We start from the raw sequence: 24,367 nt of genomic DNA, 5'->3' as shown, positions 1-24,367 counted from the left end.
GGGGCGGGGCGTCGAGCCGCCGGGCTCCGGGCTCGGGTGCGGAAATGCGGCACGGCGCGCGTATCTGCGCCGCTCAGCCGCGTCCTCCGGCGACGCGCAGGGCGGGCCGCGCCCGCTCGGCGCAGCGCGCGATCACCGCATCGTACGCTTCCAGGTAGCGTCCTGTCATGGCGGTGGCGTCGTAGAGCGCCTCCGCCCGGTCGCGGCAGGCCCGGCGCGACAGGCCGGCGGCCTCCCGGATGGCCACCGCGAGATCCTGCGGATCGTCCGGACGGGCGAGGCGGCCGCAGGATGCGTCCAGGATGTCGGGCATGGCGCCGCGGCGGAAGGCGGCCACGGGGGTGCCGCAGGCGAGCGCCTCCGCCACGACGAGGCCGAAGGGCTCCTCCCAGCGGGGCGAGACGATCGCGACCCGCGCCCGGCCGAGATGATGGGCCAGATCCCGGTGCGCGAGATGGCCGAGATGTGTCAGGTCCGGCCCCATGCGTGGGGCGATCTCGGCGGCCCAGTAGCCGGGATTGAGCTTCGGGCCGGCGAAGGTCAGCGGCAGCCCGGCGGCGCGGGCGGCGTCGATGGCGAGGTGCAGACCCTTCTCGGGCACGATTCGGCCCGACCAGAAGGCGAAGGCCGGAACGTCGGCTTCTTCCGAGAACACGAAGGTCGACAGATCGACGCCGTTGTCGACCACCTGCGCGTTCGGGACGAGATGCGCCCATTCCTGCGCCAGCGACGGCGAGACCGCGAGGAAGGCCATGTCGGGATCGGCATCGACGATGCCGGCGACCAGGGACTCGAAGGGCGGCGTGTGCAGCACTGTCACCCAAGGGAGGCCGATCCGGGTGCTCTCGCACAGCGGCAGCGCGTGCAGGGAATTGTTGTGGACCAGATCGAAGCCCCCGGCCGCAACCATCTCCATCATGCGCCGGTAGGCCTCGTGCTCCGCCCGGTCGATCGCCTCCTCGCGGTCCGGGTCCAAGAGGGCGTCCCCGGTGGGATCGCAGAGCATCACGGGATCGAGCGCCGGGTCCGAGCCCCGGCTGGCGAACAGCGTGACGTCGTGCCCGTGCCGCTTCAGCGCGACGGTGAGGAGATGCGTGTGCATCTCCAAGCCGCCGGCATAGGGCTGGCCGATCGGGTATTTCAGATGTGCGAGGACAGCGATCTTCACGCGCGCACCGGATCCGGTTGGGTGGGGATTTCTGCCGCCCGCAGCGGCGCGAAAGGACTTCTTTCCGCGGCGAGGGTGGCGGGGATCATGCCGAATGTTTCTTCAACAAGCGTTGCGTTGGAGGGTCTGGAGCGACGACGAACGCGACGCTTGCCGACTTCCTAAGCGCCGCGGCCTGAACCAAAGATGATCGAAATGAATGGGGGCCCGTTCACGCCGGGCTGCGGCGGCCCCGTTTCTCGGCTGTCCGGGACCGCGGTCGCGAGGCGCGCATCAGCCTGCTAGGCTGCGTCTCGCGCGCCGGACGCGCGGCCGGGACGGAGAGGGTGTCGATGGGGCTGCCGTTCGGGCTGAGCGTCTTCGCGGTGGGCGTGGCGGCGCTGGCGGTCATCACCCTGGCCGCGGGCGTGAAGATCGTCCCCCAGGGCTACGTCTACACGGTGGAGCGTTTCGGCCGCTACGCCCGCAGCCTCGATGCCGGCCTCGGACTGATCACCCCCTTCGTCGAGCGGATCGGCCGGCGGGTGAACGTCATGGAGCAGGTGATCGACGTGCCGAGCCAGCAGGCCTTCACCCGCGACAATGCCGGCGTCACCATCGACGCGGTGGTGTTCTACCAAGTGCTCGACGCGGCGCGCGCCTCCTACGAGGTCTCGAACCTCGACCTCGCCGCCACCACCCTGACGATGACCAACATTCGCACCGTGGTCGGCGCGATGGATCTCGACCAGCTCCTCGCCCACCGTGACGAGATCAACGAACGCCTGCTCCGGGTGATGGATGCGGCGGCCTCGCCCTGGGGCGTCAAGATCAACCGGATCGAGATCAAGGATATCGTGCTTCCGGCCGATCTCGCCGGGGCCATGGCCCGCCAGATGAAGGCCGAGCGCGAGAAGCGCGCCTCGATCCTGGAGGCGGAGGGGCAGCGCGCCGCCGAGATCCTCCGGGCCGAGGGACGCAAGCAATCGGCGATCCTGGAGGCGGAGGGCCGGCGCGAGGCCGCCTTCCGCGACGCGGAGGCCCGTGAGCGCTCCGCCGAGGCCGAGGCGGCGGCGACCGGCATGGTCAGCCGGGCGATCGCGGAGGGCGACATCGCGGCGGCGAATTTCCTCGTGGCCGAGAAATACGTCGAGGCCGTACGGGCGATCGCCACCGCGCCGAACCAGCGGGTGGTCGTGGTGCCGATCGAGGCGGCGGCTCTCGCCGGCACCCTGGGCGGGATCGGTGAACTCACCCGCACCGTGTTCGGCGATGGTCCCTCGGCGCCCAGGCGCACCGGAACGCCGCCCAACGTCGCCCCGCCGCGGACCTGACGCCGGCGATGCCCGCCTCCGTCGCCGACGCCGTCGCGGCTCTCGGGCCCGCCTGGAGCTGGGTGATCGCCGGGCTGGCCCTGGCGGGGGCCGAGATCCTGCTACCCGGCGTCTTCCTGATCTGGCTCGGCCTCGCCGCCGTCGCGACGGGCGTGGCCGCCGCCGCGCTGCCCCTGCCCTGGCAGGGTCAGACCCTGCTGTTCGCGGTGCTGGCCGTCGGCTTGGTCGCCGTCGCGGCGCGCCTGCAGCGGCGGGGTGCCGGACCGCTGGCTCCCGCGCTGAACCGTGCCGACAGGGGCCTCATCGGGCGCGCCGGCGTGCTCGACGAGCCGATCGTGCAGGGGGCTGGCCGCATCCGCTTCGACGATACGCTCTGGCGGGTCGAGGGACCCGATCTGCCGGCCGGGGCACGGGTTCGGGTGACGGCCATTCGCGGGACGATCCTGCAGGTGGAGGCCGCGTGAGCGCGTCTCCGCGGATCCCCGCCTCAGGCTGAGGCCCGGGGCCGTTCGAGTCGCCGGGCGAGGTGCTGTAGCCGGGGCCTGACCCTCAGGAACACGCCGTAGAGACGCTCAAGGACCTGCAGGACGCGGCCCGACCGCGCGAGGAGCCCGAGCGGGCGCAGAACCGGGATCGCACGCCACATCGCCGCGAAGGCCGCGGCGCCGGTGAGGACGGACTCGCCCTCGCGGGCATGGAAGCGCGCCAGCATGTCCGCCCGCGAGGCCGGGCAGGTGTCCGCATCCTCTGCCACGTCGACGAAGGTGATCGCGCCGCGCCGGTCCAGCCGGCGCATCAGCGCGATCTCGCGCCGGCAGAGGGGGCAGCCTCCATCGAACCAGACCACGACCTGTTCCATGTTCGACGATATAGGCCGCCGCCGAGGTCGGGCCAGATTGCGCGTCCGGCCTCGGCCTGCGGGACGGCGTCGCGGTCATCCGAACGCGCCGACCTCGTGCTGGATCATCCCGGAGATCTCGCGGACCTGGTCGAACATCCGGCGGATCGGCTGGAACAGGTTGGCGTGCTCCGCCTCGTAGGTGCCGACGTCCCGCGGGCCGGCCGGCTCGCCGAAGTTCAGGCCGAGCGTCGGATCCGGCGTGATCGGGAAGATCGCGTCGAGGAGCTTCAGGCAGCCGTCGATGTCCAGCCGCAGGAAGCGCTCCAGCAGCTGCTCGCGGGAGATGCCCGCCTGGGGCCGGAAACCCGGGATGTGCACCGCCAGGAACCAGATCCGGTGGATCAGCGCGAGCCGCAGGGCGTGGAGCAGGGTCAGCCGCGCCGACATGGCGGGAAGGTCCGGGGCGGCCGCGCGCAGGGCGAGCCAGTCGCGGGTCAGGCGTCCGAACAGGTTCCGGAGCGCGGGGGCGAGATCGAGGCGCTCCAGGGCCCCGGAGATCACGACCAGCTCGTCCCTGCGGAAATCCTTCTGCGTGCGCCGCGCCCGCTCCAGCCACACGGCCGGATCGAGGGTGTCGATATAGGCGCGCAGCACGTCGAGGTCGCCCACCGAGGCGGCGTGCTGCACCAGCCGGAATGCCCGGGAGAAGCGCACCGAATCGCGGCGCATGTCGCGGAACAGGTCCGGGCCGCGCTGGGCGGCCCGGCCGATCCCGTGCAGGGAATTCGCCAGGAAGCCGAGCTGGTGCAGGATCGCGTTGTTGGGGATCGCCCGCATCTGGCGCGGATGGGTGATCCGCGCCGGGCCGCCATTGTCGGTCTGGCGTGCCACCGGACGTGAGCCGGTCCGGTCGATCAGGCTCGGGCCGAAGGTGCCGAGCAGGGCGGCGTAGCCCGGATCGTCGACCAGCGCCTCCATGTCCTGGCGTGCCGCGGTGAAGAATTCGAGGGCGAAATCCGGCTCGGCGTAGATCGGATCGACCTTGGCGTCGGCCGCCTTGGGATGGTCGTTCAGGGCGTAGTCCGAGAACGAATCCTCCTCCGTCACGTCGAGCGCGTAGACGTGCTCGGCGATGCGGGCGACGCTGGCGCGGGCCAGCGCCTCGGTGCCGTACAGCAGGTAGCCGTCGGTGCCCTGGAAGCTCGATTCGAGCCGGACCCGGATGCCGGCCTTGCGGGCGCGGTCCCGCGCATCCTCGGGGGCGAGGTAGGCGAGGCGGTCGCGCAGGGAGGTCGGATGGGCGCCGCGCCCGATCGATTCGCCGTGCGTGTCGAAGATCGCGAGCTCGACGTCGGACAGGCCGTTCTGGACCAGCATCTCGGTGATGCGCAGCCGCAGCCGCTCGATCCAGAAGGTCGCCGCGAGCTGGCCGACATAGCGGCCCGAATCGGAATAGCCGAACTGCACGGTCAGTCGGCCGATGCGCTTGAGATACTGGCGCCAGTGGGGGTTGCGCAGGGCGTCGTCGAGCACCCGGATGCCCTGTTCGAGGGCGCTGGCCGTCTCGAAAAGCGGCGTGATCTCCAGCTTGTCGGCGATGCCGTAGTGCCGCGCCAGCCAGAGGGCGGCCAGCAGGGTGTAGCCGGTCTCGGTCTCGGCGATGAGGAAGCGCACCGGATGGGTGCCGTCAACGTGCTTGAGGATCTGGGCGATCGTCATCATCAGCCGGGCTGCCGAGGCCCGCTCGGCCGCGAGCGCCCCGAAATCGACGGCGACCGGCCGGACATCGTTCAGCAGGGTGTGGATCGTCGCGAGGTGCGACCGGCGCCGGGCCGCGTCGGTGGGCTCGCCTTCGAGGTCGATCACCCGGCGTACCGCATTGTGGATCTGGCTGGCGTTCAGCCGGAAATGCGGCAGGGCGTTCGACAGGCCGTGCGTCGCGACGCCCGCGCGCAGGACCGCGATCCGCCGTCTGTCGGCCCCGTCGTCGGCAGCCTCGAGGGCCTTGGTCAGCGCGGCGACGAGGGCGCCCGCGTCGGTCTGGGCGCGCTCGCGCTCGATGATGAGGGCCAGGGCGAAGCGGTGCACCGCCTCGAGGGACGGCTGGTCGCCGAGGCGCGGCGCCACGGTGAGCTGGCGGTTCACCGCTGCCAGCGCGTTCTCGGCGAGGGCACGGACCTCCCGGCACGCGGGACTCGCGGGCAGATCGCGCATCACCCGGTCGAACTGCATCCGCTTCGAGATCAGCCGGTAGCGGAGGGTGTCCCACCATCCGATGTCGGTCCGCCCGTCCGTGTCGCAGCCGACCCAGCTGGCGATGGCGAAGGGGCGGGGCGTCAGTTCGGTCCAGCGGTCGGGCCAGCGGGCGCGGGCGGCGTCGAGCAGGGCACCGTTGAAGGCGTCGAGGGCGAGCCGCCCGTTATTGGCCGCCGCGCAGGCCTGCTCGAACTCGACGTCGAGGGTGATCGGCGCGTCCGGCCGCGTGGACAAAGTCGCCGCCCGTTCGATCAGCCCGGCGCGGGCCGCAGCGTCGGGCAGGCTCGCGGCCTCGGCGAGGAGGCCGGCGACCGCCCGGGGCATGCCGAAGGTGGGATGGGCGGTGAACACCACCGCGAAGGCGGTGCGGTGGATGAGGGCCGCGAAGGCCTCGACGCTGTCCGACCGGTCGGGGATTGCCGCCACGAGACGGGCGGGGATCCCCGCCTGCGGATCCTCGGGGCTGGCATCGAGCCCGACATAGGCCCGCAGCCGCTCCGCCCGGGCCGCCAGGGCTTCGGCGCGCAGGCGCACGAACAGGCCGTCCAGGTCGCCTGCCGAGATCTCGTTCCTGTCGAACCGCCGGGTGATCGCCAGGGTCACCGCCAGGACGGGATTGCGGAACGGGTCCTCCCGGGCCTGTTCCCGGGCAGCCTCAATCAGTCCGAGGAGGTGCGCCTCCAGTTCCTCGGGCTCGCGGCTCGGCTCGTGCTGCATCGGTCGGTCCCGGCTCCGGTCTGCCCGCATCTACCCGGTCCGGCGGCGCACGCAAGGAGCGTTCCGCACGCGATCGGGGACGCGACGGGGGGACGCGATCGGACACGCGACGGGGTGGCGGCGGCCTGAACCGCAGGTTAGAGCTTGCCTCCTTATGGAGCGCCTGTTCATCATCCTGGCCATCCTGGTTTTCGCCATCGCCGTTGTCGCCGTCGCCGCGATGGTGGCTCGCGGCCGGCGCGAGCCCCTGCGCATGGGCTCCGACCTCGATCTTGAGGACGAGGATCTGCTCATCGGCTCGGTCGGTCCCCGCAGGAGCCCGATCGACCGCAGCGCACAGGTGCTCGATCCGCGAGTGCTGGATCTGGAAGCGATGGAATTGGAACCGATCCGCGCCCTCGACAGGACGCAGCGCAGCGAGGCGCTCCACCGCGATCCGCCCGGAGGCAGCCGATGACGGTGAGCCTGCGCGGGGCGGCCGGTCTGCTGCTGGCCGGCCCCCTCTACCTGACGATGGCGCAGTCCGTTTCGGCCGCGCCGGGCGGAAAGCCGCCTGCGCCGGACGTTCCGGCACAGACCGCGCCCGCTGCGCCGGCTCCCGCCCCGGAGCCGAGTGCCCCTCAGGCGACGAGCCCGACGCCGGCGGCCGGCCCGGCCCTCGAGCAGCCCTGTGGGGCCCAGGCGGCCCGCTTCGAGAGCGGCAAGGGCTTCAAGATGGTGATCACGCGGTCCGGACAGATCCGCACGACGAACCCGCTCAGGCCGCTGACGCCCGAACTGAACGAGGTGCTCCAGGTCGTGATTGCCGGGAAGGTCGCCACCGCCTACGGGCCTGACTTCACGACGCTGCGGCGCGGCGGCGCCCCGGCGGGGATCGAGGCGATGCTCGGCGGCCCGATTCGCTGGCAGCCGACGCTGCCGACCTTCCCCGATCCGATCGCGATCGTCACCGAGGAGGGCACGCCGCTGGCGCAGCTCACCTTCCGCGCCTGCGAGACGCCGCCCGCCGTCAAGGCGCCGAAGGAGCCGAAGGCCGAGGCCCGCAAGAAGGCGCCCCGGCACGCGGCGCCGAAGGCCGCCGCGGCCCCGAAGACGCCCCCCGGCTTCTCCATGCCTCAGGGGGCGATCGCCGAGTAGCGGCTACTTCTGCTTGGCGATGATCTTGTCTTTGATGCCGTCGTAGACGGTCTTCGGGATGATCTTCTTGGAGACGAGATCGTCCTTCCCGCGATACGGCCGCGCCTTGATGATCGCGGCCGCGCGCGCCGCGCCGATACCCGGCAGGGCGTCGAGTTCCTCGGTGCTGGCGCTGTTGAGGTCGATGAGCGCGCCCTTTGCGGCGTTGGGCGATCCGGCCACCGGTGCGCTCGGTGCCATGGGCTTCGCGGGGGCCGTCGGCGCTACGGTCGTCGGCGCCTGGGGCGCCTGCGCCAGCGCGGGGGCCGCCACGAGGCTCGACAGGAGGGCGAGAAGGGCGAGGGTCTTGGTGGAGGAAGCCATGGCGTTCTCCCGAAGGACGCGGCCCGCTGCGCGGTGCCGTCGTGGCAGATCTGCGACGGCCTGCTTGAACCCGCGCTTAACGCCCGCGCTTAACGGTTGTGGTCCGGCACCCCTAGCCACGGGCCGGCGCCGGAGTTATAAGCCCGCCCTCATCCGTATCCCGCGGTGTGCGTGGCGATCCTCGATTGAGGAGCCGCCCGCGCGCCGCTTTGTCCGCGGCGTCACGAAGGATCCTGCCATGGCCGTTCCGAAGCGAAAGACTTCCCCCTCCCGCCGCGGCATGCGCCGCTCGGCCGACGCCCTGAAGGCGCCGACCTATGTCGAGGACAAGGATTCGGGCGAGCTGCGCCGTCCGCACCACATCGACCTGAAGACCGGCATGTATCGCGGCCGTCAGGTTCTCAAGGTGAAGTCCGCCGAGGCCTGAGCCTCGCGAAGGCGGCGCCTCAGGCGAGGCGCCGCGCGGCCTCCGCGTAGCGCGCGGCGGCCATCTGGGTCCGTGTCAGGCGTGACGGCAGCAGCGTCGGATCGTCGGCCGTGAGCAGCTGGGCGACAAAGCCGGCGCGGGGTCTTCCTCGGCCCGCGCGATCCGCCGGCCGACCCTCCGGTTCCCCCTCGGACCGCCCCCCGTCGATCACCACAAGCGCCTGGGCTGCGGTCTCGGCCGGCTCCGGAGACGCGTCCGGCTCCGACACCGGCTTGCGCCGGGTGGAGCGGACCTGTGTCGGGCCGAGACGGCTGACTGTTCCGATACGCACCATGCGCACACCTTTCGCACGTTTCCGTGCCGATGTCGCAAAGGTGGGGCCGGTGTTTACTAATCGTCAACCCTTTGTTCGGTCGCGCCGACGGGAATTTACTTTTTCGCCAGCGCTTCGAGCCGCTGCTGCATTTCCAGCATCTGGCGCTTGAGATCGTCCAGTTCGCCCCCGGCATAGGGCGTGGGCTGTGTCGGCGCCGGCGGCTGCGTCCCGGGGGCGGGCGGCCCGAAGCCCGTGAACATCTTCATGGCGTCGCCGAAGAAGTTCATGTTGGTGCGCACCTGCTGCTCGATCGCGTTCTGGAACGCCGACGGACCGAAGCTCTGAGCGAATTTCTCGCGGAGCCCGTCCTGATCCTTGGCAAAATTCGCCATCGAGAATTCGAGGAAGCTCGGCACCATTGTGCGCATGCTGTCGCCGTAGAAGCGGATCAGCTGGCGCAGAAAGGCCACCGGGAGCAGGTTCTCGGCACCGGCCTTGTTCTCCTGCTCGAAGATGATCTGCGTGAGGACCGAGCGGGTGATGTCGTCGCCGGTGCGCGCGTCGTACACGACGAAATCCTCGCCGTTCTGGACCATCGTGGCGAGGTCCTCCAGCGTCACGTAGGTCGAGGTACCTGTGTGATAGAGGCGCCGGTTGGCGTACTTCTTGATGACGGTCTGGGTGGCCTTGACGGTATCCGCCATCGGGAACGGCCTTTCTGGACTCGGGACCGGGGGGCGTTGCAGACGCGCGGTGCAGTCTGGCGGGGCTGTCTTCGCGCCCGCAGCACGATCCTTAAAGCCTTCCCCGGGCGCAGAAAACAGCAAACTGCACCTCTTCAACGCAGAATAATGCAGAGGGTGTGGGGCCAGAGCGCCATTTCAGTTTCGCGGACGCGTCATCGGCACGTTTTGGCGCTTTGATAGACAACCTTGACTTCGCCCATCTCAAGCCCTTCATCCCAGGGCCGGCACAGAGCGCGCCCCAAAACGTGGAAGGCGCGCCGGCTCGCGAGAGGAGAACGTTCACATGGCAGGCAGCGAAGAGATCGTCATCGTCGGGGCCGCGCGCACGCCGGTCGGCTCGTTCGGCGGCGCCTTCGGGGCGGTGCCGGCCCATGAGCTCGGTGCGACCGCCATCAAGGCCGCCCTGGAGCGGGCCAAGGTCTCGCCCGACGATGTGGACGAGGTGATCTTTGGCCAGGTCCTCACCGCGGGCGCCGGCCAGAATCCCGCCCGTCAGGCGGCCATCAAGGCCGGCATTCCCGAGAAGGCCACCGCCTGGGGCCTCAACCAGGTCTGCGGCTCGGGCCTGCGCACGGTCGCGATCGGCATGCAGCAGATCGCCAACGGCGACGCCAAGGTCATCGTCGCCGGCGGCCAGGAATCGATGTCGCTCTCGCCCCACGCGCAGTACCTGCGCGGCGGCCAGAAGATGGGCGACGTCAAGCTCGTCGACACGATGATCAAGGACGGGCTCTGGGACGCCTTCAACGGCTACCACATGGGTCAGACCGCCGAGAACGTCGCCCAGGCCTTCCAGCTCACCCGCGAGCAGCAGGACCAGTTCGCGACCCGCTCGCAGAACAAGGCCGAGGCCGCCCGAAAGGAGGGCCGCTTCAAGGACGAGATCGTCCCCGTCACCGTGCCGGGCAAGAAGGGCGACACCGTCGTCGACACCGACGAGTACATCCGCGACGGCGCCACCATCGAGGCCATGGCCAAGCTGAAGCCGGCCTTCGCCAAGGACGGCACCGTGACGGCCGCCAACGCCTCGGGCCTCAACGACGGCGCCGCTGCCCTCGTGCTGATGTCGGCCTCGGAGGCCGAGCGCCGCGGCCTGACCCCGCTCGCCAAGATCAAGTCCTGGGCGACCGCGGGCGTCGATCCCAAGGTGATGGGCACCGGCCCGATCCCGGCTTCCCGCAAGGCCCTGGAGAAGGCCGGCTGGAAGCCGTCCGACCTCGACCTGATCGAGGCCAACGAGGCCTTCGCGGCCCAGGCGCTGGCGGTGAACAAGGACATGGGCTGGGACGACGCGAAGGTGAACGTCAACGGCGGCGCCATCGCCATCGGCCACCCGATCGGCGCGTCCGGCGCCCGCGTCCTCGTCACGCTGCTGCACGAGATGAAGCGCCGCGACGCCAAGAAGGGCCTCGCCACCCTCTGCATCGGCGGCGGCATGGGCGTCGCGATGTGCATCGAGCGGACCTGAGCGCAGCGGGGCGTCAGCCCCGCTGGACAACTTAGACTTAAGGCCGAGATCACAAAAATTCGCGTGCGGACGCCATCCGCACGCGGCATCACGGGATGCGAACAGGAGGAAACAATGGCTCAAGGACGCGTCGCCCTGGTCACGGGCGGCACTCGCGGTATCGGCGCGGCGATCTCGAAGCGGCTCAAGGACAAGGGCTATCGGGTCGCGGCCAATTACGGCGGCAACGACGAGGCGGCCAACGCCTTCAAGGCCGAGACCGGCATCCCGGTCTTCAAGTTCGACGTGGGCGATCTCGCGAGCTGCGAGGCCGGCATCAAGGCCGTCGAGGCCGAGCTGGGGCCGATCGAGGTGCTGGTGAACAACGCCGGCATCACGCGGGACGGTGCCTTCCACAAGATGACCTTCGACAAGTGGCAGGCGGTCATCAAGACCAACCTCGACTCGATGTTCACCTGCACGCGTCCGCTGATCGAGGGCATGCGCAGCCGCAACTTCGGCCGCATCATCATCATCTCGTCGATCAACGGCCAGAAGGGCCAGGCCGGCCAGACCAACTACTCGGCCGCCAAGGCCGGCGTGATCGGCTTCGCCAAGGCCCTGGCGCAGGAGAGCGCGTCCAAGGGCATCACGGTGAACGTGATCGCGCCGGGCTACATCGCCACCGAGATGGTGATGGCGGTGCCGGAGGAGATCCGCAACAAGATCATCTCCACGATTCCCACGGGTCGCCTGGGCGAAGCCAGCGAGATCGCGCACGCGGTCGAGTACCTCGCCAGCGACGAGGCCGGCTTCGTGAACGGTTCGACGCTGACCATCAACGGCGGCCAGCACTTCGTCTGATCGCCAGCGGGCGCGCCGGATCGATCCGGCGCGCCCGACGCAGGGCCGGGGCCCCCGCGGCCGGTCCCTCTCGCGCCCGATCGCTTTGATGACGGCCGCCTCGGGCTGCGCCTCATCGAGTGCGCCGCGCAGCCGGCGCGCCGCCCGTTCCCCATCGGGGCGCGCTTCGCCCGTGCAGACCGTCGCCGCGGCCAGAGTCCGGCGGCGCCCGCTGATCGCCCGAGTGCCAGACGCCGCGCGGATCCCGCAGATCGGCGACGCGGACGATCCGACCCGGCAAGCCTGACGAAAGTCCTACCTGGCCTGCGCGGTCTCCGCGCGGCTTCGGGATAACGGGCATTGCGGGCAGCGATCGGCCCCGGCGCCCGCGTGTTCTGCGACACGAACAATTCGAACTGCCTCGTATAGACCTTCTTTCATCGGCTCGCGGATGGTCCTGCCGACAGAAATCGAGGTCCCGGGCGTCATGAACAACTGGTTTCACGGTAAATTCGGCGTTCATTTTATCGGTGGCGGCCAGGACAGTTCTTTGCGCGATACGGCTTCGCGTGCCGGTCAGAGCGAGGGCCGCCTCAACCGCACGCTGCCCACCGTCGCGAAGCTCGGTCTCGCCGCGGCCTGCGCCCTGGGCTTGGCCGCCTGCATCACGCCGCAGGAGCGTCACGCGATGGATCAGAACCAGTGCTACGCCTTCGGCTTCGAGCCCGACACCGACGGCTTTGCCGAGTGCATGATGGGCCTCCATCAGCAGCGCGCCGTCGCCCAGGCCAACAGCAACCTGTATTGGCAGGCGCAGCTCGCCGAGCAGAACCGCCGCCGCGAGGCCCGGCAGGATCTCTACAAGATCGCCAGCCTGCAGCGGAGCGGCGACCCCCGCTTCCCCATCTGCGGCGCCTCGTCCGATGGCGGCATGGATCGCCGGACCATGACTTGGTACGGCCCGAACTGCCGCGCCCGCTGACCGCTATCAGGGAGATCGACGATGTCGGACGTCATCACGCCGCGGCCGGGGAACGCCAGCACGTTCATCTTCGCCACGACGGCGATGTTCGCGGCCACGATCGGGATAATCACGCAGGACTGGGGATGGTTCGTCTTGGCGATGCTCGGAAGTGCCGGGGTGCAGTGCGTGATCTACGTGCCGCTTCAGCGATGGTTCGGCTGGAAGCCGCTCGATTTCGGCCATCTGGGTCATCTCGTCCTGCTGCTCTCCCCGCGCTGAGACGCCCATCCCCGGCAGCGCCCCAAGGGGCTGCTGCCGGTTCTCCGGATCGCTCACCCCGAGACAACACTCATGACGCTCGCCCTGATCATCACCGGCTTCCTCATCGTCAACTTCATGATGGCCGGCGTCTTCTCCCTCGTAGCCCTGTGGGCCGACTGAGCCGCACCCCTTAGGGCGCGCCGACGCAGTTGGCGTAGAAGGTCGTGGTCGCAGGCCAGTCGGAGAAGACGCCCAGCACGCCCACCTGCCCGTGCAGGACATCGAGCAGCCGCAGGATGTCGCCGTCGCCGGTCACCACCGGCTTGATCGACTGATAATAGTACCCGCCGCCGCCCTTCAGGGGGCCCGAGCGCTCCAGGGACCACGCGATCAGGCCCAGGCCGGCCTTCTTCGCCTCCCGGGCGTAGGTCGAGGGCTCGATCGTCCCGTCAGGCCCCGGCCGCACCAGCATCCAGAGCGGTGGCGCCAGGATCTTCACGCCCTTCTGCGCGAGTTCGGTCATGCCGGGCTGCCACGTAGCGGGCTTCTCCGGGTCGAAGCCCTTCGCGGTCTCGTCGCGGTCGTCGAGGAAGATCGCCTGGCGGCCGAAATCCGGATCCTTCTCCAGCCAGTACAGGATGTCCCGCAGCTGGAAGCTCTGCGGATAGACGTCGGAGGCCGGGATGCCGGCCTGCCGGTACTCGTCGATCAGCTGCTGGGCGTACATGTCCTGGGTGTAGGTGCCGTCGAACGGCATCGGCACCTGGGGGGCCTTCAATTCGGGGGTGAACTTCCGCCCCAGCCCCTTCACCAGCGCGATGTACTCCTTGTGGGACATCAGCGTGCCGGTGCCGGCGTAGAGATCGGTACGCCAGCGCGGGGTCGCGTTCATGTAGGCCGTCACGCTGGTGGCGTCCGGATCGGCGGCGTCCATCTTCCCGTTCAGCGACTTGAACTCGTCCAGCGTCAGGTCGCTGGTGCAGCACTTGGCTGAGGCCTTGCGGCCGGTGGCCGGATCGGCCGGCGTGAAGCCCTGCGTGCATTTCGCCGCGAGTTCGGGCCGGGCCAGGATGTCGGTGGTCGTGTGCAGATCGCACTGGCTGTGACGGCAGACGAGTTGGCGGTCCTTGGTGAAGGCCACGTCGCACTCGATGATCCCGGCGCCCATCCGGTCGGCGGCGAGCACCCCCTCCCGTGTATGCTCCGGAAACATCAGCGGCGCGCCGCGATGCGAGATCGAGAAGGCCCTGGGCGTGTAGGTCCGGTCGATTCCGCAGGCGGCGAGCGTGTCCTTGAGCGGGCCGGGCTTCAGCTGGTCGACGAGGTAGAAGGGCCGCGGCCCGAGCTGGGCGGCCTCGCCGGCGAGGCCGGGTCCCGCCCCCAGGAGCAGCCCCAGCCCGATCATGAACGCACGCATCGCGAACCTCCCGTTTCAGGTCGCCGGTAGAGGGCCACGGTGACAGCGGCGTGACCCCGGTCTCGCCGACTCGGAAGCGGCGTGATAGCGGCACGCCATGACCGCGCCTGCATCGATCTCGACCTTTCGCACGCAGAGCGCAACCGCCACTGTCGCGGGCTTCGGTGCGATCCTGCTGTGGTCGCTGCTCGCCCTGTTCACGGCCGCCTCCGGGACGGTGCCGCCGTTCCAGCTCGCCGCCATGACCTTCCTGATCGGCGGCCTGTGCGGCTGCGCAACCTGGATCGTCCGGCCGAGCCGCGCCCGCGCCTTGATCCAGCCCTGGCCGGTCTGGCTGCTCGGGGTCGGAGGCCTGTTCGGCTACCACGCCCTTTACTTCAGCGCCCTGCGCCTCGCGCCGCCGGCCGAGGCCGGGCTGATCAACTATCTCTGGCCGCTGCTGATCGTCCTGTTCTCGGCCCGCCTGCCGGGCTCGGGCGGGTTGCGCCCGGGCCATCTCATCGGGGCGGTCCTGGGTCTCGCCGGCGTCGCGGCCCTGTTCGCCGGACGGGCCGATCTCACCTTCGCTGCGGGCGCGCTGCCGGGCTACGCGGCCTCCCTGGCGGCGGCCTTCGTCTGGGCCGGATACTCGGTGCTCTCGGCCCGGGTCGGGCAGGTGCCGACCGACGCGGTCGCAGGGTTCTGCCTCGCCACGGCGGCGCTCAGCCTCGCGTGCCATCTGGCCTTCGAGGCGACGGTCTGGCCGGCCGATGCGGTGCAATGGGGCGCCGTGCTCCTGCTGGGTCTCGGGCCCGTGGGGGCGGCCTTCTATCTCTGGGATATCGGCTGCAAGCGCGGCGACGTCCGGCTCCTCGGTGTCACGGCCTACGCGGCGCCGGTCCTCTCGACGCTGATCCTGGTGGCGGCGGGCTATGCCAGCCCGAGCCCCGCCCTGGCGGTCGCCTGCCTGCTCATCGTGGCGGGGGCGCTCACGGCGGTGCGGACGTCGCGGACGGCGCGGACGGTGCCTACGCGAGGCTAGCGCCGCGGCGTCGGCCGCCAGTCCGGCGGTGCCATCTCGAAGCCGGCGAAGTCGAAGCCCGGCGAGACCGTGCAACCGACGAGCGTCCAGGCGCCCAGGCTGGTGGCGGTCTGCCAGTGGCCGGTCGGCACGATGCATTGTGGGCGCTGCCCCGCGGCGAGATCCGGGCCGAGATGCTGGGCCGTGGCGTCGTGCCCGTTGGGGCTCGTGGTGATCACGAGCGGCGCGCCGGCATGCCAGTGCCAGATCTCTGTGGCGTCGACGCGGTGCCACGCCGAGACCTCGCCGAGATCCAGTAGAAAGTAGATTGCCGTGCCGACCGAGCGCCCTTCCACCGTGCGGGGATCGCGAAAGGTCTCGCGGTAATGGCCGCCCTCGGGATGGGGTTTCAGCCCCAGCGTCGCGATCACCTCGGCTGCCGTCATGATCCGCCTCTCCATCCGCCGCGCCGGCGTCCGGCCGGCCGCTTGCCGGCACTGGACGCCGATGCTACCGGCCGAAAAACCCGTAAGGTCCGAAAAAGATGCCGAGCCCCACCGTACGTCTCCACCGCGGCGACCTGCCCGCCGATTACGATGCGGGGCGGGCGGTGGCCATCGACACAGAGACGCTCGGGCTCAACCCGCATCGGGATCGTCTCTGCGTGGTGCAGCTCTCCACCGGCGACGGGACGGCCGACGTGGTCCAGATCCCGCAAGACGGTCCGGAGCCGGTGATGCTCAAGCGCGTCCTGGCCGATCCGGAAATCCTCAAGATCTTCCACTTCGCGCGGTTCGACGTGGCGGTCCTGTATCGGGCGCTCGGGGTGATGCCGATGCCGGTCTACTGCACCAAGATCGCCTCCAAGCTCGCCCGGACCTATACGGATCGCCACGGCCTGAAGGACGTGGTCCGCGAACTCGTCGGCGTCGACCTGTCGAAGCAGCAGCAATCCTCGGATTGGGGCGCCGAGAATCTGTCGCAGGCCCAGCTCGATTACGCGGCGTCGGACGTGCTCCACCTCCACGCGGCCCGCGACCGGCTCGACGCGATGCTGGCCCGGGAAGGGCGCAGCGATCTCGCGGCCGCCTGTTTCGCCTTCCTGCCGACCCGGGCCCGCCTCGATCTCGACGGCTGGCCCGAGACCGACATCTTCGCGCATACTTGAGGAGGCGGAGGATTCTGCACACTTCCTGTGCGGAGTGAGACTTTCCTGTCACCGCACCGCGATGTGTCGCTGGTAAGTTGTGGTTGCCAGGGCTTCCGGGTCCCGGCCAGTCCCTCCTCGCCGGTCACCCACCCGATCAGGCCGGCGAGGAGGGTCCGTCGTGCTCAGGTCAGCGTCCGCGGGCCGGACGGCGTCGTGATCCGGGCGGTCCAGCGCGGGCCGGGGCCCGCCACGACCCGCGGCGGATCGGCGAGGCCGAGCGCGGCGTGCAGCTCCGTGACGGCGTCGGGATCCGGATGCGTCAGGATGAGCGCCTCCAGACCAGCGCCGAGATCCGGCATCCGCCCCGCCGGATTCCCGCGTTGCCCCCAATCCATGACGCACGGCGCTGCCCCGTCCGCCGGCCACACCCCGCCCGGGGGCACCGCGAAGCGCCAGGACAGGTCGCCGCGGGTCATCGTCGCCGCCGCGCCGAGGAGCGCGCCATGGGCGGCGAGAACGCCGTCGAGATCGTCCGTGCGGGCGACGAAGCCGCGCAGCCGCCGGCCCGAATCCCAGTCGGCCCGCACCCGTGCGGCATCGCCGAGGCCGAACCAGCGCGCCCGCGGCGGGACCGGCGCCTCGGGATCGACAGCGATCACCTCCAGGAACGTGGCGTCGCCGAGACGCATCAGATGGTTGCGGGTGCCCATCTCGCGGTGGCGCCCGCCTTCCGGCATCGTCAGGCCGAGGCAATCCCGGACATGCGCCACGCCTTCCGCGAGATCGGGCGCGACGACGACGAGGTGGTCGAGGGTAAGCATCGGGCGGGCTCCGTGTGACCGCTAGCGCCTGGGCGGCCGGCCGCCCGGGCATTCCCGGGGCCGCGGGGGTCCCGACCCGGCCTTCGTGCTGACGGCGCCGCAACATCAGGAGGGGATGGGTAACGCCGGAACGTCCCCAAGAAAAAGGCCGGGGCCCCGCGAGAGGCCCCGGCCTGGGAGAGATCCGGGCCGGGCACGATGCCCGGCCCGCAATCCCCTTACAGCGAGTAGTACTGCACGAACTCGATCGGGTGCGGGGTCATCTCGTAGCGCAGCACCTCGGTCATCTTCAGCTCGATGAACGAGTCGATCTGGTCGTCCGAGAACACGCCGCCCTCCTTGAGGAAGGCCCGGTCCTTGTCGAGGTTGGCGAGCGCCTCGCGGAGCGAGCCGCACACGGTCGGGATCTTCTTCAGCTCCCGCGGCGGCAGCTCGTAGAGATCCTTGTCCATGGCCGGACCCGGGTCGATCTTGTTGCGGATGCCGTCGAGGCCGGCCATCAGCAGCGCCGAGAAGGCGAGGTAGGGGTTCGCCATCGGGTCGGGGAAGCGGACCTCCACGCGCTTGGCCTTCGGGCTCTTGGTCCACGGGATGCGGCAGGAGGCCGAGCGGTTGCGCGCCGAGTAGGCCAGCAGCACCGGCGCCTCGTAGCCCGGCACCAGGCGCTTGTACGAGTTGGTCGACGGGTTGGTGAAGGCGTTCAGCGCCTTGGCGTGCTTGATGATACCGCCGATGTACCAGAGGCACTCCTGGGAGAGGCCGGCATACTTGTCGCCGGCGAAGACCGGCTTGCCGTCCTTCCAGATCGACTGGTGGACGTGCATGCCCGAGCCGTTGTCGCCGTAGACGGGCTTGGGCATGAACGTCGCCGACTTGCCGTAGCTCTGCGCGACGTTGTGGATGCAGTACTTGTAGATCTGCATATGGTCGGCGAGCAGGGTCAGCGTGTCGAACTTCATGCCGAGCTCGTGCTGGGCCGAGGCCACCTCGTGGTGGTGCTTCTCGACCTTCACGCCCATGGACTGCATGGCCGCGAGCATCTCGCCGCGCATGTCCTGCGCCGAATCCTGCGGCGGGACGGGGAAGTAGCCGCCCTTGGTCTGTACCCGGTGGCCGAGGTTGCCGCCCTCGTAATCGGTGAAGCCGTTGGTCGGCAGCTCGGTGGAGTCGAGCTCGAAGCCGGTGCGGTAGGGGTCGGCGCCGAACTTCACGTCGTCGAACACGAAGAACTCGGCCTCGGGGCCGACATAGATCGTGTCGCCGATGCCGGTCTGCTGCAGGTAGGCCTCGGCGCGCTTGGCGGTGCCGCGCGGGTCGCGGCCGTAGGGCTCGCCGGTGGCCGGCTCCAGCACGTCGCACACGATCGACATGGTCGCGGCCGAGAAGAACGGGTCCAGGGTGGCGGTCACCGGATCCGGCATCAGCAGCATGTCGGACTCGTTGATCGCCTTCCAGCCGGCGATCGAGGAGCCGTCGAACATGGTGCCCTCGTCGAAGATCTCCTCGTCGATGAGCGACACGTCGAACGTGACGTGCTGCCACTTGCCGCGCGGGTCGGTGAACCGGAAGTCCACGTAGCGCACGTCGTTGTCCCGGATCGTCTTCAGCACCTCGGCCGCAGTGGTCATCGTGGGCATCCTCCAGGGATCTCTGAATCGTCTCTCGGGGCGCACCCGCACGCGGTCGCGTGCGCCGGCAAGCGGGGCTTGATATCCGGCGCGGGCGTGCCTTGCCACCCGCCGGGCCCCGGAATCGGCGGCCGGATAGAACGATCGGTCCGCGATTGCGTCCGATCTCGAAACCGTGATCGCGCCATACCGTTTCTAGGGCACCGTTGTTCTCCGGCAATGGCCCTGCTGGCACGATCCATGCGAAGGCGGCCGCAGCCGTCGACGAGGCGGCAAGCCGTTCGCGTCTTCCCGGGTTGCCCAGGTCGCGCATCGATACGGACGAGAGAACCGGAATGACCAAATATAAGCTCGAGTACATATGGCTCGACGGGTACACGCCGACCCCGAACCTCCGCGGTAAGACGCAGATCAAGGAATTCGACAGCTTCCCGACCCTCGAGCAGCTCCCGATGTGGGGCTTCGACGGCTCGTCCACCAAGCAGGCCGAGGGCGGCAGCTCCGACTGCATGCTGAAGCCCGTGCGCCACTTCCCCGACCCGGCCCGCAAGAACGGCGTGCTGGTGATGTGCGAAGTGATGATGCCGGACGGCGTGACCCCGCACGAATCCAACAAGCGCGCCACCATCCTGGACGATGCCGGCGCCTGGTTCGGCTTCGAGCAGGAGTACTTCCTGTACAAGGACGGCCGCCCGCTCGGCTTCCCGGCCTCCGGCTACCCGGCGCCGCAGGGCCCGTACTACACCGGCGTCGGCTACTCGAACGTCGGCGACGTCGCCCGCAAGATCGTCGAGGAGCACCTCGACCTCTGCCTCGATGCCGGCATCAACCACGAGGGCATCAACGCCGAGGTGGCCAAGGGCCAGTGGGAGTTCCAGATCTTCGGCAAGGGCTCCAAGAAGGCCGCCGACGAGATGTGGATGGCCCGCTACCTCCTGCAGCGCCTCTGCGAGAAGTACGGCATCGACGTCGAGTACCATTGCAAGCCGCTCGGCGACACCGACTGGAACGGGTCGGGCATGCACTGCAACTTCTCGACCGCGTTCATGCGCGAGCACGGCGGTAAGGCGTATTTCGAGAAGCTCATGGAGGCGTTCAAGAACGCCCGCGAGGAGCACATCGCCGTCTACGGTCCGGACAACCACATGCGCCTGACCGGCAAGCACGAGACCGCCTCGATCCACGAGTTCTCGTACGGCGTGGCCGATCGCGGCGCCTCGATCCGCGTGCCGCATTCCTTCGTGAACAACGGCTACAAGGGCTACCTCGAGGATCGCCGTCCGAACTCCCAGGGCGACCCCTACCAGATCGCCTCGCAGGTGCTGAAGACGATCGCTTCCGTGCCGGCCGAGGCCGCTGCAGCCGCGTAAGACGCGTCGGAAGCGTCAGCTTCCCACAAAACGAACGAAGCCGGGCCCTCGGGTCCGGCTTCGCCGTTTCCGGATCGGATGGGCCGGTCCATGACCCGCGCCAGCGCTCCAGGATAGCGAGCTCCGCTCGGCGGCCCTGTAACGTATGGGTATCGCGGGGTGCGTGGACGGGCGGAACGCCCGAGTTTCGGGTCTCAGGATCGGCGCGGGCGCTCGTCGTCGCGGATCGCCGCCTCGTGGTACCACGCGCCGCCGCCGAGGCTCGGCACGGGTGCGGGTTTCGCGTCCGGAGCGGCCCGCGCGGTCAGGCGCGAGCGCCGGAACGCGGACAGATCGTAGATCTTGGCGCTCTCGCGCGGGTCCGTCGCGGCCATCGCACATCCTCCTGCATCGGGTTCAAGCGGCCGATCAGGCCAGCCGTTCCCGACGATGTGGGGTGTGGAAGGCGGCGCTCCAGTGCGGAAAGCGCCGATGCCGGACATTCGCGCAGTGCGAAATCTTAGGCAGAGAAGCGTTGCGGGAGCGGGACGGCCCGCGTCAGATCGCGTCCGTTCCGGTCTCGCCGGTGCGGATGCGGATCGCTTCCTCGATGGTCGAGACGAAGATCTTGCCGTCGCCGATGCGGCCGGTCTGAGCCGACTTGCGGATCGCCTCGACGGCGCCCTCCACAAGGGCGTCGGACAGAACGATCTCCAGCTTCACCTTGGGCAGGAAGTCGACCACGTATTCGGCGCCCCGGTAGAGCTCCGTATGGCCCTTCTGCCGGCCGAAACCCTTCGCCTCGATGACGGTGATGCCCTGGAGACCGACCTCCTGGAGCGCCTCCTTCACTTCGTCGAGCTTGAAAGGCTTGATGATCGCTTCGATCTTCTTCATGCCGCTCGGGCCTGCGCTGCGGTGCCGGGCATTTCTAACATCCTCGTGACGCCTCCGCCATGCCGTTTTCGCGGCGTGCCCAACCATAGTGCCTATTTCATGTGCGATCCACGCACATCCTTCAGGCGCTTCTCCGGTTTTTGGCGCGTTTTTAGTCAGGGCTGATCGGTGCACGGGCAGAGGGGAGGGCGGACATGCGGTTGTTGACGGTCGCGGCGATGAGGCGGGTCGATGCGGCAGCCATCGACGGCGGCGTGCCGGGCCTCCGGCTGATGGAGGCTGCCGGCGCCGCGGTCGCCGCCCGCGCCCGGGCTCGTCTGCCGGCGGGCGGAAAGACGGTCGTCCTGTGCGGACCCGGCAACAACGGAGGCGACGGCTTCGTGGCCGCGCGCCTGATGGCGGAGGCCGGCTACGGCGTCGACCTCGTCCTTCTCGGTGAGCGTGCGGCGCTGAAAGGCGACGCCGCCCTGGCCGCCGAGGCCTGGACGGGACCGGTGCGTCAGGCCGACGGCAGCCCGCTGCCGTCCTGCCACCTCGTGATCGACGCCCTGTTCGGGGCCGGTCTGTCGCGCGATCTCGACGGCGCCGCCCGCGCGCTCGTCGAGGCGGTGAACGCCGCCGGGGTCCCGGTGCTCGCGGTCGACGTGCCGAGCGGGATCGACGGCGATACCGGTGCGGTGCGCGGTGTCGCGATCCGGGCGGTGGAGACCGTGACCTTCGTGGCGTTCAAGCCCGGACACCTGCTCCAACCCGGGCGCAGCCTCTGCGGGCAACTCAGCCTCGCGGATATCGGGACCGGACCGGAGGCGCTCGCGGCCGGTCTGACCGTCGGCCCGCCGCTCCATCGGAACGGGCCCGACCTGTGGGCCGGAGCCTTCCCGCGGCTCAGCGGATTGAGCCACAAATACACCCGCGGCCACGCCCTCGTGCTGTCCGGGCCGGCCACGAAGACCGGGGCCGCCCGGCTGGCCGCCCGCGGTGCCCTGCGGGTCGGCGCCGGGCTCGTGACCGTCGCGTCGCCGCCCGCGGCGCTCGCTGAGAACGCCGCGCATCTCACGGCGATCATGCTGCGGCCTTGCGACAGTGCCGATGACCTCGACGACCTGCTCACCGACGAGCGGCTGAATGTGGTTCTGGCCGGTCCGGGACTCGGGACCGGCGAGCCCACCCGGGAACGCGTCGCCGTGGCGGCGGCGGCCGGGCGCGGCCTCGTTCTCGATGCCGACGCGCTGACGAGCTTCGCCGGGCAGGCGCGCCTTCTCGCCGCCCATTTGGCGGATGGCGATGCCCGGGCCGTCCTGACCCCCCATGCCGGCGAGTTCGCGCGGCTCTTCGACGGTACGGCGGCGGCAGGCGCCGCCGACAAGGTCGCGCGGACCCGCGCGGCGGCGGAACTCACCGGCGCCGTCGTGGTCCTCAAGGGCGCCGATACCGTCGTCGCCGCCCCGGACGGCCGCGCGGCGATCAACGATCACGGCAGCCCCTATCTCGGCACTGCGGGCTCCGGGGATGTGCTGGGTGGCCTGATCGCCGGCCTGATGGCCCAGGGCATGGACCCCTTCGAGGCCGCCGCCGCCGGGGTGTGGCTCCACGGCGATGCCGGCCTGCGCCACGGTCCCGGCCTGATCGCCGAGGACATCCCGGAGCTGATGCCGGCGGTGCTCCGGGACCTCGTCGAATCCGCGCTCAGGTGACTTCGAAGACGGTCCACAGGCCGGTGTCGAACCGCTCCAGCACCGTGGCGCTGATCAGCCAGCGCCCCGGATTGTCGGCCAGGAAGCCGATCCGTGCGGTCCTGCCCTCCAGGAGCTGGAACGTGTCCAGCCAGTAGGGCTCCCAGCCATCGTCGAGGGGGTGGAGCAGCCGGAAGCAATGGCCGTGCAGGTGCAGGGCCTGGGGAAAGGCGGTGTCGTTGCGCAGGGCCAGCACCACGACCTGGCCGCGCTTCACCGAGAAGATCGGCTGGAGGCCCGTGGTGCCGCTCGCACCGTTCACCGACCAGATCTTCTGCGGATCGCCCGTATAGACGGCGTCGGGCGCCGGACCGTCCTTGGCGCCTCCCTTGTCCTTCGGCACGAAGGCGCCGCCGGTGATCACGACGTCGCGGCGCAGGGCGTTCTGGAGCTTGACCTCGGCCGGCAGGCGCTTGTTCTCGCCGATCGGCCCGATCGGCGGCCGCTTCTCGGTGATCTTGGCTCCCTTCGTGGTGACGCTGGCCAGGATGAGGCCCTTGCCGATCAGCGCGTGGATCGCGCAGGTGGCGCCTTCCTCCTCCGGCAGGTCGACGAGCAGGTCGTAGCGGGTTCCCGGCGGGAAGGGCAGGGTGGCCCGGAGCGGCTCGAACGTGTCGGTAGGCTGACCGTCGACCGCCGCCACGTAGACCTTGACGCCTTCGAACTTGATGCGCGTCGCCCGGGCGTTGCAGGCATTGCCGAGGCGCAGGCGGACCCGGGCGCCGGGGCGGGCCTCGAAGATACCCGGCACCGGCTTGCCGTTGACCGTGACGAGGTTGCCGAGGCGCCCGTGTGCGGCCGCGAGCGGAACCTGCCCGAAGGGCATGAGCGTGCCGTCATCCTCGAGCCGCCAATCCTGCAGGACGACGCTGACATCGGCATCGACGGCGGGCGGATTTACCTCCTCGACGACCAGCATGCCCGCGAGCCCGCGCCCCGACGGTTCGCTCGACCCCCCGACGACCAACGGCCGGATCAGGTAGGAGCCGGCATCCGGCGGCGTGAACGCGTAGAGGAAGTCGCCGCCCGGCGGGATCGGCGCCTGGGTCACCCCGCCGACGCCGTCCATGGCGTTGACGTTGCGCACCCCGTGCCAGTGCAACGCGAGCGGCTTGTCGGTCCGGTTCTCGACCTTCAGCCGCACCGGCTGGCCGAGCTTGACCCGGACGACGGGCGGCAGGGCCTTGCCGTCGAAGCACCAGACCGGCGTTTCGGGCGCGGGCTCCGGCCGGAACCGAGCCCGGCCGGGGGCCGCCGGCAGGACGGCGGGTTCCGGTTGCGCCGGAGACGCCGCCCCGTTGCCGGGGGTCGGGCTCGGCGCCTGGGCCCGCGCCGCGTCCGGCACCAGCCCGAAGGCGGCGGCGGTGGCGAGGAGGCTCCGGCGCGACGGCGAGCCGGCGCGCGAATCGGTCGGCGGCACGGGGCGGGATGGCGGCATGGGATCTCGGCTGCGGCTCGCGACGGGTTCGCTCCATAGCGGCGTGTCGGCTCCCGCGCCACAGGGGTAAGTTTTTTGCTGCGGGCCGGCCGGCCCATGCTATAGGGCGCGCTTCCGGCGGCCGGCGATGCGCCG

The 24,367-nt window shown here is 70.2% G+C and carries 26 protein-coding genes; 13 read left to right on the top strand and 13 right to left on the bottom strand.

Annotated features, from left to right (window positions below):
- Window positions 1–73: 73 nt before the first annotated feature.
- Entirely contained in the window at window positions 74–1,168 is a 1,095-nt protein-coding gene (locus ABC766_RS13325; RefSeq protein WP_043353349.1) for a glycosyltransferase family 4 protein, read from the bottom strand.
- 332 nt (window positions 1,169–1,500) lie between these two features.
- Between ABC766_RS13325 and ABC766_RS13320 the strand changes: the two genes are divergently transcribed.
- Both ABC766_RS13320 and ABC766_RS13315 read left to right on the top strand, forming a co-directional pair.
- Entirely contained in the window at window positions 1,501–2,481 is a 981-nt protein-coding gene (locus tag ABC766_RS13320) for an SPFH domain-containing protein (protein ID WP_179697653.1), read from the top strand.
- 8 nt (window positions 2,482–2,489) lie between these two features.
- Entirely contained in the window at window positions 2,490–2,945 is a 456-nt protein-coding gene (locus ABC766_RS13315) for an NfeD family protein (RefSeq protein ID WP_345822446.1), read from the top strand.
- 23 nt (window positions 2,946–2,968) lie between these two features.
- Here the strand turns inward: ABC766_RS13315 and ABC766_RS13310 are convergent, their stop codons facing one another.
- Window positions 2,969–3,328: a DUF393 domain-containing protein gene (locus ABC766_RS13310; RefSeq protein WP_345822445.1), complete on the bottom strand. Its 360-nt coding sequence runs from the start codon at window positions 3,326–3,328 to the stop codon at window positions 2,969–2,971.
- An 87-nt stretch (window positions 3,329–3,415) separates the two neighbouring features.
- Window positions 3,416–6,295 carry a phosphoenolpyruvate carboxylase gene (locus ABC766_RS13305; RefSeq protein WP_043357361.1) on the bottom strand — a complete coding sequence of 960 codons (2,880 nt, stop codon included), beginning with the start codon at window positions 6,293–6,295 and terminating at the stop codon, window positions 3,416–3,418.
- A gap of 154 nt (window positions 6,296–6,449) precedes the next feature.
- Between ABC766_RS13305 and ABC766_RS13300 the strand changes: the two genes are divergently transcribed.
- Together ABC766_RS13300 and ABC766_RS13295 are read left to right on the top strand one after the other, a co-directional pair.
- Window positions 6,450–6,752: a hypothetical protein gene (locus ABC766_RS13300; RefSeq protein ID WP_043385555.1), complete on the top strand. Its 303-nt coding sequence runs from the start codon at window positions 6,450–6,452 to the stop codon at window positions 6,750–6,752.
- Window positions 6,749–7,432, top strand: coding sequence for a hypothetical protein (locus tag ABC766_RS13295; protein ID WP_342142355.1), 684 nt, complete (start codon window positions 6,749–6,751; stop codon window positions 7,430–7,432). Before ABC766_RS13300 ends, ABC766_RS13295 begins: the two co-directional genes overlap by 4 nt.
- 3 nt (window positions 7,433–7,435) lie before the next feature.
- Here ABC766_RS13295 and ABC766_RS13290 read toward each other — a convergent pair whose 3' ends face one another.
- Window positions 7,436–7,795: a helix-hairpin-helix domain-containing protein gene (locus tag ABC766_RS13290; RefSeq protein ID WP_345822444.1), complete on the bottom strand. Its 360-nt coding sequence runs from the start codon at window positions 7,793–7,795 to the stop codon at window positions 7,436–7,438.
- A gap of 238 nt (window positions 7,796–8,033) precedes the next feature.
- Here ABC766_RS13290 and rpmF point away from each other — a divergent pair, with 238 nt between their 5' ends.
- Window positions 8,034–8,222 carry a 50S ribosomal protein L32 gene (gene rpmF, locus ABC766_RS13285; protein WP_003601373.1) on the top strand — a complete coding sequence of 63 codons (189 nt, stop codon included), beginning with the start codon at window positions 8,034–8,036 and terminating at the stop codon, window positions 8,220–8,222.
- Window positions 8,223–8,241: 19 nt separating this feature from the next.
- Here the strand turns inward: rpmF and ABC766_RS13280 are convergent, their stop codons facing one another.
- Together ABC766_RS13280 and phaR are read right to left on the bottom strand one after the other, a co-directional pair.
- Window positions 8,242–8,556, bottom strand: a complete 315-nt coding sequence (locus ABC766_RS13280) for a hypothetical protein (RefSeq protein WP_043385547.1) — start codon at window positions 8,554–8,556, stop codon at window positions 8,242–8,244.
- Between the two features lie 95 nt (window positions 8,557–8,651).
- On the bottom strand, window positions 8,652–9,242 hold the full coding sequence (gene phaR, locus ABC766_RS13275) for a polyhydroxyalkanoate synthesis repressor PhaR (RefSeq protein ID WP_043385545.1): 591 nt from the start codon (window positions 9,240–9,242) through the stop codon (window positions 8,652–8,654).
- A 325-nt stretch (window positions 9,243–9,567) separates the two neighbouring features.
- On the opposite strand from phaR, the gene ABC766_RS13270 reads away from it, so the two are divergent.
- The 4 genes from ABC766_RS13270 to ABC766_RS13255 all read left to right on the top strand — a co-directional run bounded on the left by ABC766_RS13270 (window position 9,568) and on the right by ABC766_RS13255 (window position 12,817).
- Complete coding sequence (locus ABC766_RS13270) at window positions 9,568–10,752, top strand: acetyl-CoA C-acetyltransferase (RefSeq protein WP_043347468.1); 1,185 nt, start codon at window positions 9,568–9,570, stop codon at window positions 10,750–10,752.
- Between the two features lie 114 nt (window positions 10,753–10,866).
- Entirely contained in the window at window positions 10,867–11,595 is a 729-nt protein-coding gene (gene phbB / locus ABC766_RS13265; protein WP_043347469.1) for an acetoacetyl-CoA reductase, read from the top strand.
- 529 nt (window positions 11,596–12,124) lie between these two features.
- Complete coding sequence (locus ABC766_RS13260; protein WP_345822443.1) at window positions 12,125–12,556, top strand: hypothetical protein; 432 nt, start codon at window positions 12,125–12,127, stop codon at window positions 12,554–12,556.
- 21 nt (window positions 12,557–12,577) lie between these two features.
- Window positions 12,578–12,817, top strand: coding sequence for a hypothetical protein (locus ABC766_RS13255; RefSeq protein WP_345822442.1), 240 nt, complete (start codon window positions 12,578–12,580; stop codon window positions 12,815–12,817).
- Between the two features lie 172 nt (window positions 12,818–12,989).
- Here the strand turns inward: ABC766_RS13255 and ABC766_RS13250 are convergent, their stop codons facing one another.
- On the bottom strand, window positions 12,990–14,216 hold the full coding sequence (locus ABC766_RS13250; RefSeq protein WP_179697659.1) for a glycerophosphodiester phosphodiesterase family protein: 1,227 nt from the start codon (window positions 14,214–14,216) through the stop codon (window positions 12,990–12,992).
- 97 nt (window positions 14,217–14,313) lie between these two features.
- On the opposite strand from ABC766_RS13250, the gene yddG reads away from it, so the two are divergent.
- Entirely contained in the window at window positions 14,314–15,237 is a 924-nt protein-coding gene (yddG, locus tag ABC766_RS13245) for an aromatic amino acid exporter YddG (protein ID WP_342141114.1), read from the top strand.
- Here yddG and ABC766_RS13240 read toward each other — a convergent pair.
- Window positions 15,234–15,662: a cupin domain-containing protein gene (locus ABC766_RS13240; protein ID WP_274926325.1), complete on the bottom strand. Its 429-nt coding sequence runs from the start codon at window positions 15,660–15,662 to the stop codon at window positions 15,234–15,236. The genes yddG and ABC766_RS13240 overlap by 4 nt on opposite strands.
- 98 nt (window positions 15,663–15,760) lie before the next feature.
- Between ABC766_RS13240 and ABC766_RS13235 the strand changes: the two genes are divergently transcribed.
- Window positions 15,761–16,384, top strand: coding sequence for a ribonuclease D (locus tag ABC766_RS13235; RefSeq protein WP_043760216.1), 624 nt, complete (start codon window positions 15,761–15,763; stop codon window positions 16,382–16,384).
- A 164-nt stretch (window positions 16,385–16,548) separates the two neighbouring features.
- Here the strand turns inward: ABC766_RS13235 and ABC766_RS13230 are convergent, their stop codons facing one another.
- Both ABC766_RS13230 and glnA read right to left on the bottom strand, forming a co-directional pair.
- Window positions 16,549–17,187: a VOC family protein gene (locus ABC766_RS13230; protein ID WP_043760218.1), complete on the bottom strand. Its 639-nt coding sequence runs from the start codon at window positions 17,185–17,187 to the stop codon at window positions 16,549–16,551.
- Window positions 17,188–17,405: 218 nt separating this feature from the next.
- Window positions 17,406–18,815, bottom strand: coding sequence for a type I glutamate--ammonia ligase (gene glnA, locus ABC766_RS13225; RefSeq protein WP_043385529.1), 1,410 nt, complete (start codon window positions 18,813–18,815; stop codon window positions 17,406–17,408).
- Between the two features lie 335 nt (window positions 18,816–19,150).
- On the opposite strand from glnA, the gene ABC766_RS13220 reads away from it, so the two are divergent.
- On the top strand, window positions 19,151–20,185 hold the full coding sequence (locus ABC766_RS13220) for a glutamine synthetase beta-grasp domain-containing protein (protein ID WP_043347488.1): 1,035 nt from the start codon (window positions 19,151–19,153) through the stop codon (window positions 20,183–20,185).
- 194 nt (window positions 20,186–20,379) lie between these two features.
- Here ABC766_RS13220 and ABC766_RS13215 read toward each other — a convergent pair whose 3' ends face one another.
- Window positions 20,380–20,559 carry a DUF2735 domain-containing protein gene (locus ABC766_RS13215; RefSeq protein WP_043347490.1) on the bottom strand — a complete coding sequence of 60 codons (180 nt, stop codon included), beginning with the start codon at window positions 20,557–20,559 and terminating at the stop codon, window positions 20,380–20,382.
- Between the two features lie 163 nt (window positions 20,560–20,722).
- Window positions 20,723–21,061, bottom strand: a complete 339-nt coding sequence (locus ABC766_RS13210) for a P-II family nitrogen regulator (RefSeq protein WP_003600526.1) — start codon at window positions 21,059–21,061, stop codon at window positions 20,723–20,725.
- A gap of 194 nt (window positions 21,062–21,255) precedes the next feature.
- Here ABC766_RS13210 and ABC766_RS13205 point away from each other — a divergent pair, with 194 nt between their 5' ends.
- On the top strand, window positions 21,256–22,755 hold the full coding sequence (locus tag ABC766_RS13205) for an NAD(P)H-hydrate dehydratase (protein WP_342141402.1): 1,500 nt from the start codon (window positions 21,256–21,258) through the stop codon (window positions 22,753–22,755).
- Here the strand turns inward: ABC766_RS13205 and ABC766_RS13200 are convergent.
- Complete coding sequence (locus ABC766_RS13200; RefSeq protein WP_342141403.1) at window positions 22,748–24,232, bottom strand: multicopper oxidase family protein; 1,485 nt, start codon at window positions 24,230–24,232, stop codon at window positions 22,748–22,750. The two genes, ABC766_RS13205 and ABC766_RS13200, sit on opposite strands and share 8 nt — an antisense overlap.
- Window positions 24,233–24,367 lie beyond the last annotated feature (135 nt).

The organism is Methylobacterium fujisawaense (assembly GCF_039619325.1).
Lineage (GTDB): Bacteria > Pseudomonadota > Alphaproteobacteria > Rhizobiales > Beijerinckiaceae > Methylobacterium > Methylobacterium fujisawaense.
The sequence above is the reverse complement of the archived record's forward strand: the minus strand, read 5'-3'. Positions and strand labels throughout refer to the sequence as shown.

Coding starts and splice junctions, on each gene's coding strand:
- ABC766_RS13315 (WP_345822446.1), top strand. CDS start 2,490: ATGCCCGCCTCCGTCGCCGACGCCGTCGCGGCTCTCGGGCCCGCCTGG.
- phbB (WP_043347469.1), top strand. CDS start 10,867: ATGGCTCAAGGACGCGTCGCCCTGGTCACGGGCGGCACTCGCGGTATC.
- glnA (WP_043385529.1), bottom strand. CDS start 18,815: ATGACCACTGCGGCCGAGGTGCTGAAGACGATCCGGGACAACGACGTG.
- ABC766_RS13205 (WP_342141402.1), top strand. CDS start 21,256: ATGCGGTTGTTGACGGTCGCGGCGATGAGGCGGGTCGATGCGGCAGCC.
- ABC766_RS13240 (WP_274926325.1), bottom strand. CDS start 15,662: ATGACGGCAGCCGAGGTGATCGCGACGCTGGGGCTGAAACCCCATCCC.
- phaR (WP_043385545.1), bottom strand. CDS start 9,242: ATGGCGGATACCGTCAAGGCCACCCAGACCGTCATCAAGAAGTACGCC.
- ABC766_RS13250 (WP_179697659.1), bottom strand. CDS start 14,216: ATGCGTGCGTTCATGATCGGGCTGGGGCTGCTCCTGGGGGCGGGACCC.
- ABC766_RS13210 (WP_003600526.1), bottom strand. CDS start 21,061: ATGAAGAAGATCGAAGCGATCATCAAGCCTTTCAAGCTCGACGAAGTG.
- ABC766_RS13200 (WP_342141403.1), bottom strand. CDS start 24,232: ATGCCGCCATCCCGCCCCGTGCCGCCGACCGATTCGCGCGCCGGCTCG.
- ABC766_RS13305 (WP_043357361.1), bottom strand. CDS start 6,295: ATGCAGCACGAGCCGAGCCGCGAGCCCGAGGAACTGGAGGCGCACCTC.
- ABC766_RS13290 (WP_345822444.1), bottom strand. CDS start 7,795: ATGGCTTCCTCCACCAAGACCCTCGCCCTTCTCGCCCTCCTGTCGAGC.
- rpmF (WP_003601373.1), top strand. CDS start 8,034: ATGGCCGTTCCGAAGCGAAAGACTTCCCCCTCCCGCCGCGGCATGCGC.
- ABC766_RS13220 (WP_043347488.1), top strand. CDS start 19,151: ATGACCAAATATAAGCTCGAGTACATATGGCTCGACGGGTACACGCCG.
- ABC766_RS13215 (WP_043347490.1), bottom strand. CDS start 20,559: ATGGCCGCGACGGACCCGCGCGAGAGCGCCAAGATCTACGATCTGTCC.
- ABC766_RS13270 (WP_043347468.1), top strand. CDS start 9,568: ATGGCAGGCAGCGAAGAGATCGTCATCGTCGGGGCCGCGCGCACGCCG.
- ABC766_RS13280 (WP_043385547.1), bottom strand. CDS start 8,556: ATGGTGCGTATCGGAACAGTCAGCCGTCTCGGCCCGACACAGGTCCGC.
- ABC766_RS13230 (WP_043760218.1), bottom strand. CDS start 17,187: ATGCTTACCCTCGACCACCTCGTCGTCGTCGCGCCCGATCTCGCGGAA.
- ABC766_RS13235 (WP_043760216.1), top strand. CDS start 15,761: ATGCCGAGCCCCACCGTACGTCTCCACCGCGGCGACCTGCCCGCCGAT.
- ABC766_RS13255 (WP_345822442.1), top strand. CDS start 12,578: ATGTCGGACGTCATCACGCCGCGGCCGGGGAACGCCAGCACGTTCATC.
- yddG (WP_342141114.1), top strand. CDS start 14,314: ATGACCGCGCCTGCATCGATCTCGACCTTTCGCACGCAGAGCGCAACC.
- ABC766_RS13300 (WP_043385555.1), top strand. CDS start 6,450: ATGGAGCGCCTGTTCATCATCCTGGCCATCCTGGTTTTCGCCATCGCC.
- ABC766_RS13320 (WP_179697653.1), top strand. CDS start 1,501: ATGGGGCTGCCGTTCGGGCTGAGCGTCTTCGCGGTGGGCGTGGCGGCG.
- ABC766_RS13295 (WP_342142355.1), top strand. CDS start 6,749: ATGACGGTGAGCCTGCGCGGGGCGGCCGGTCTGCTGCTGGCCGGCCCC.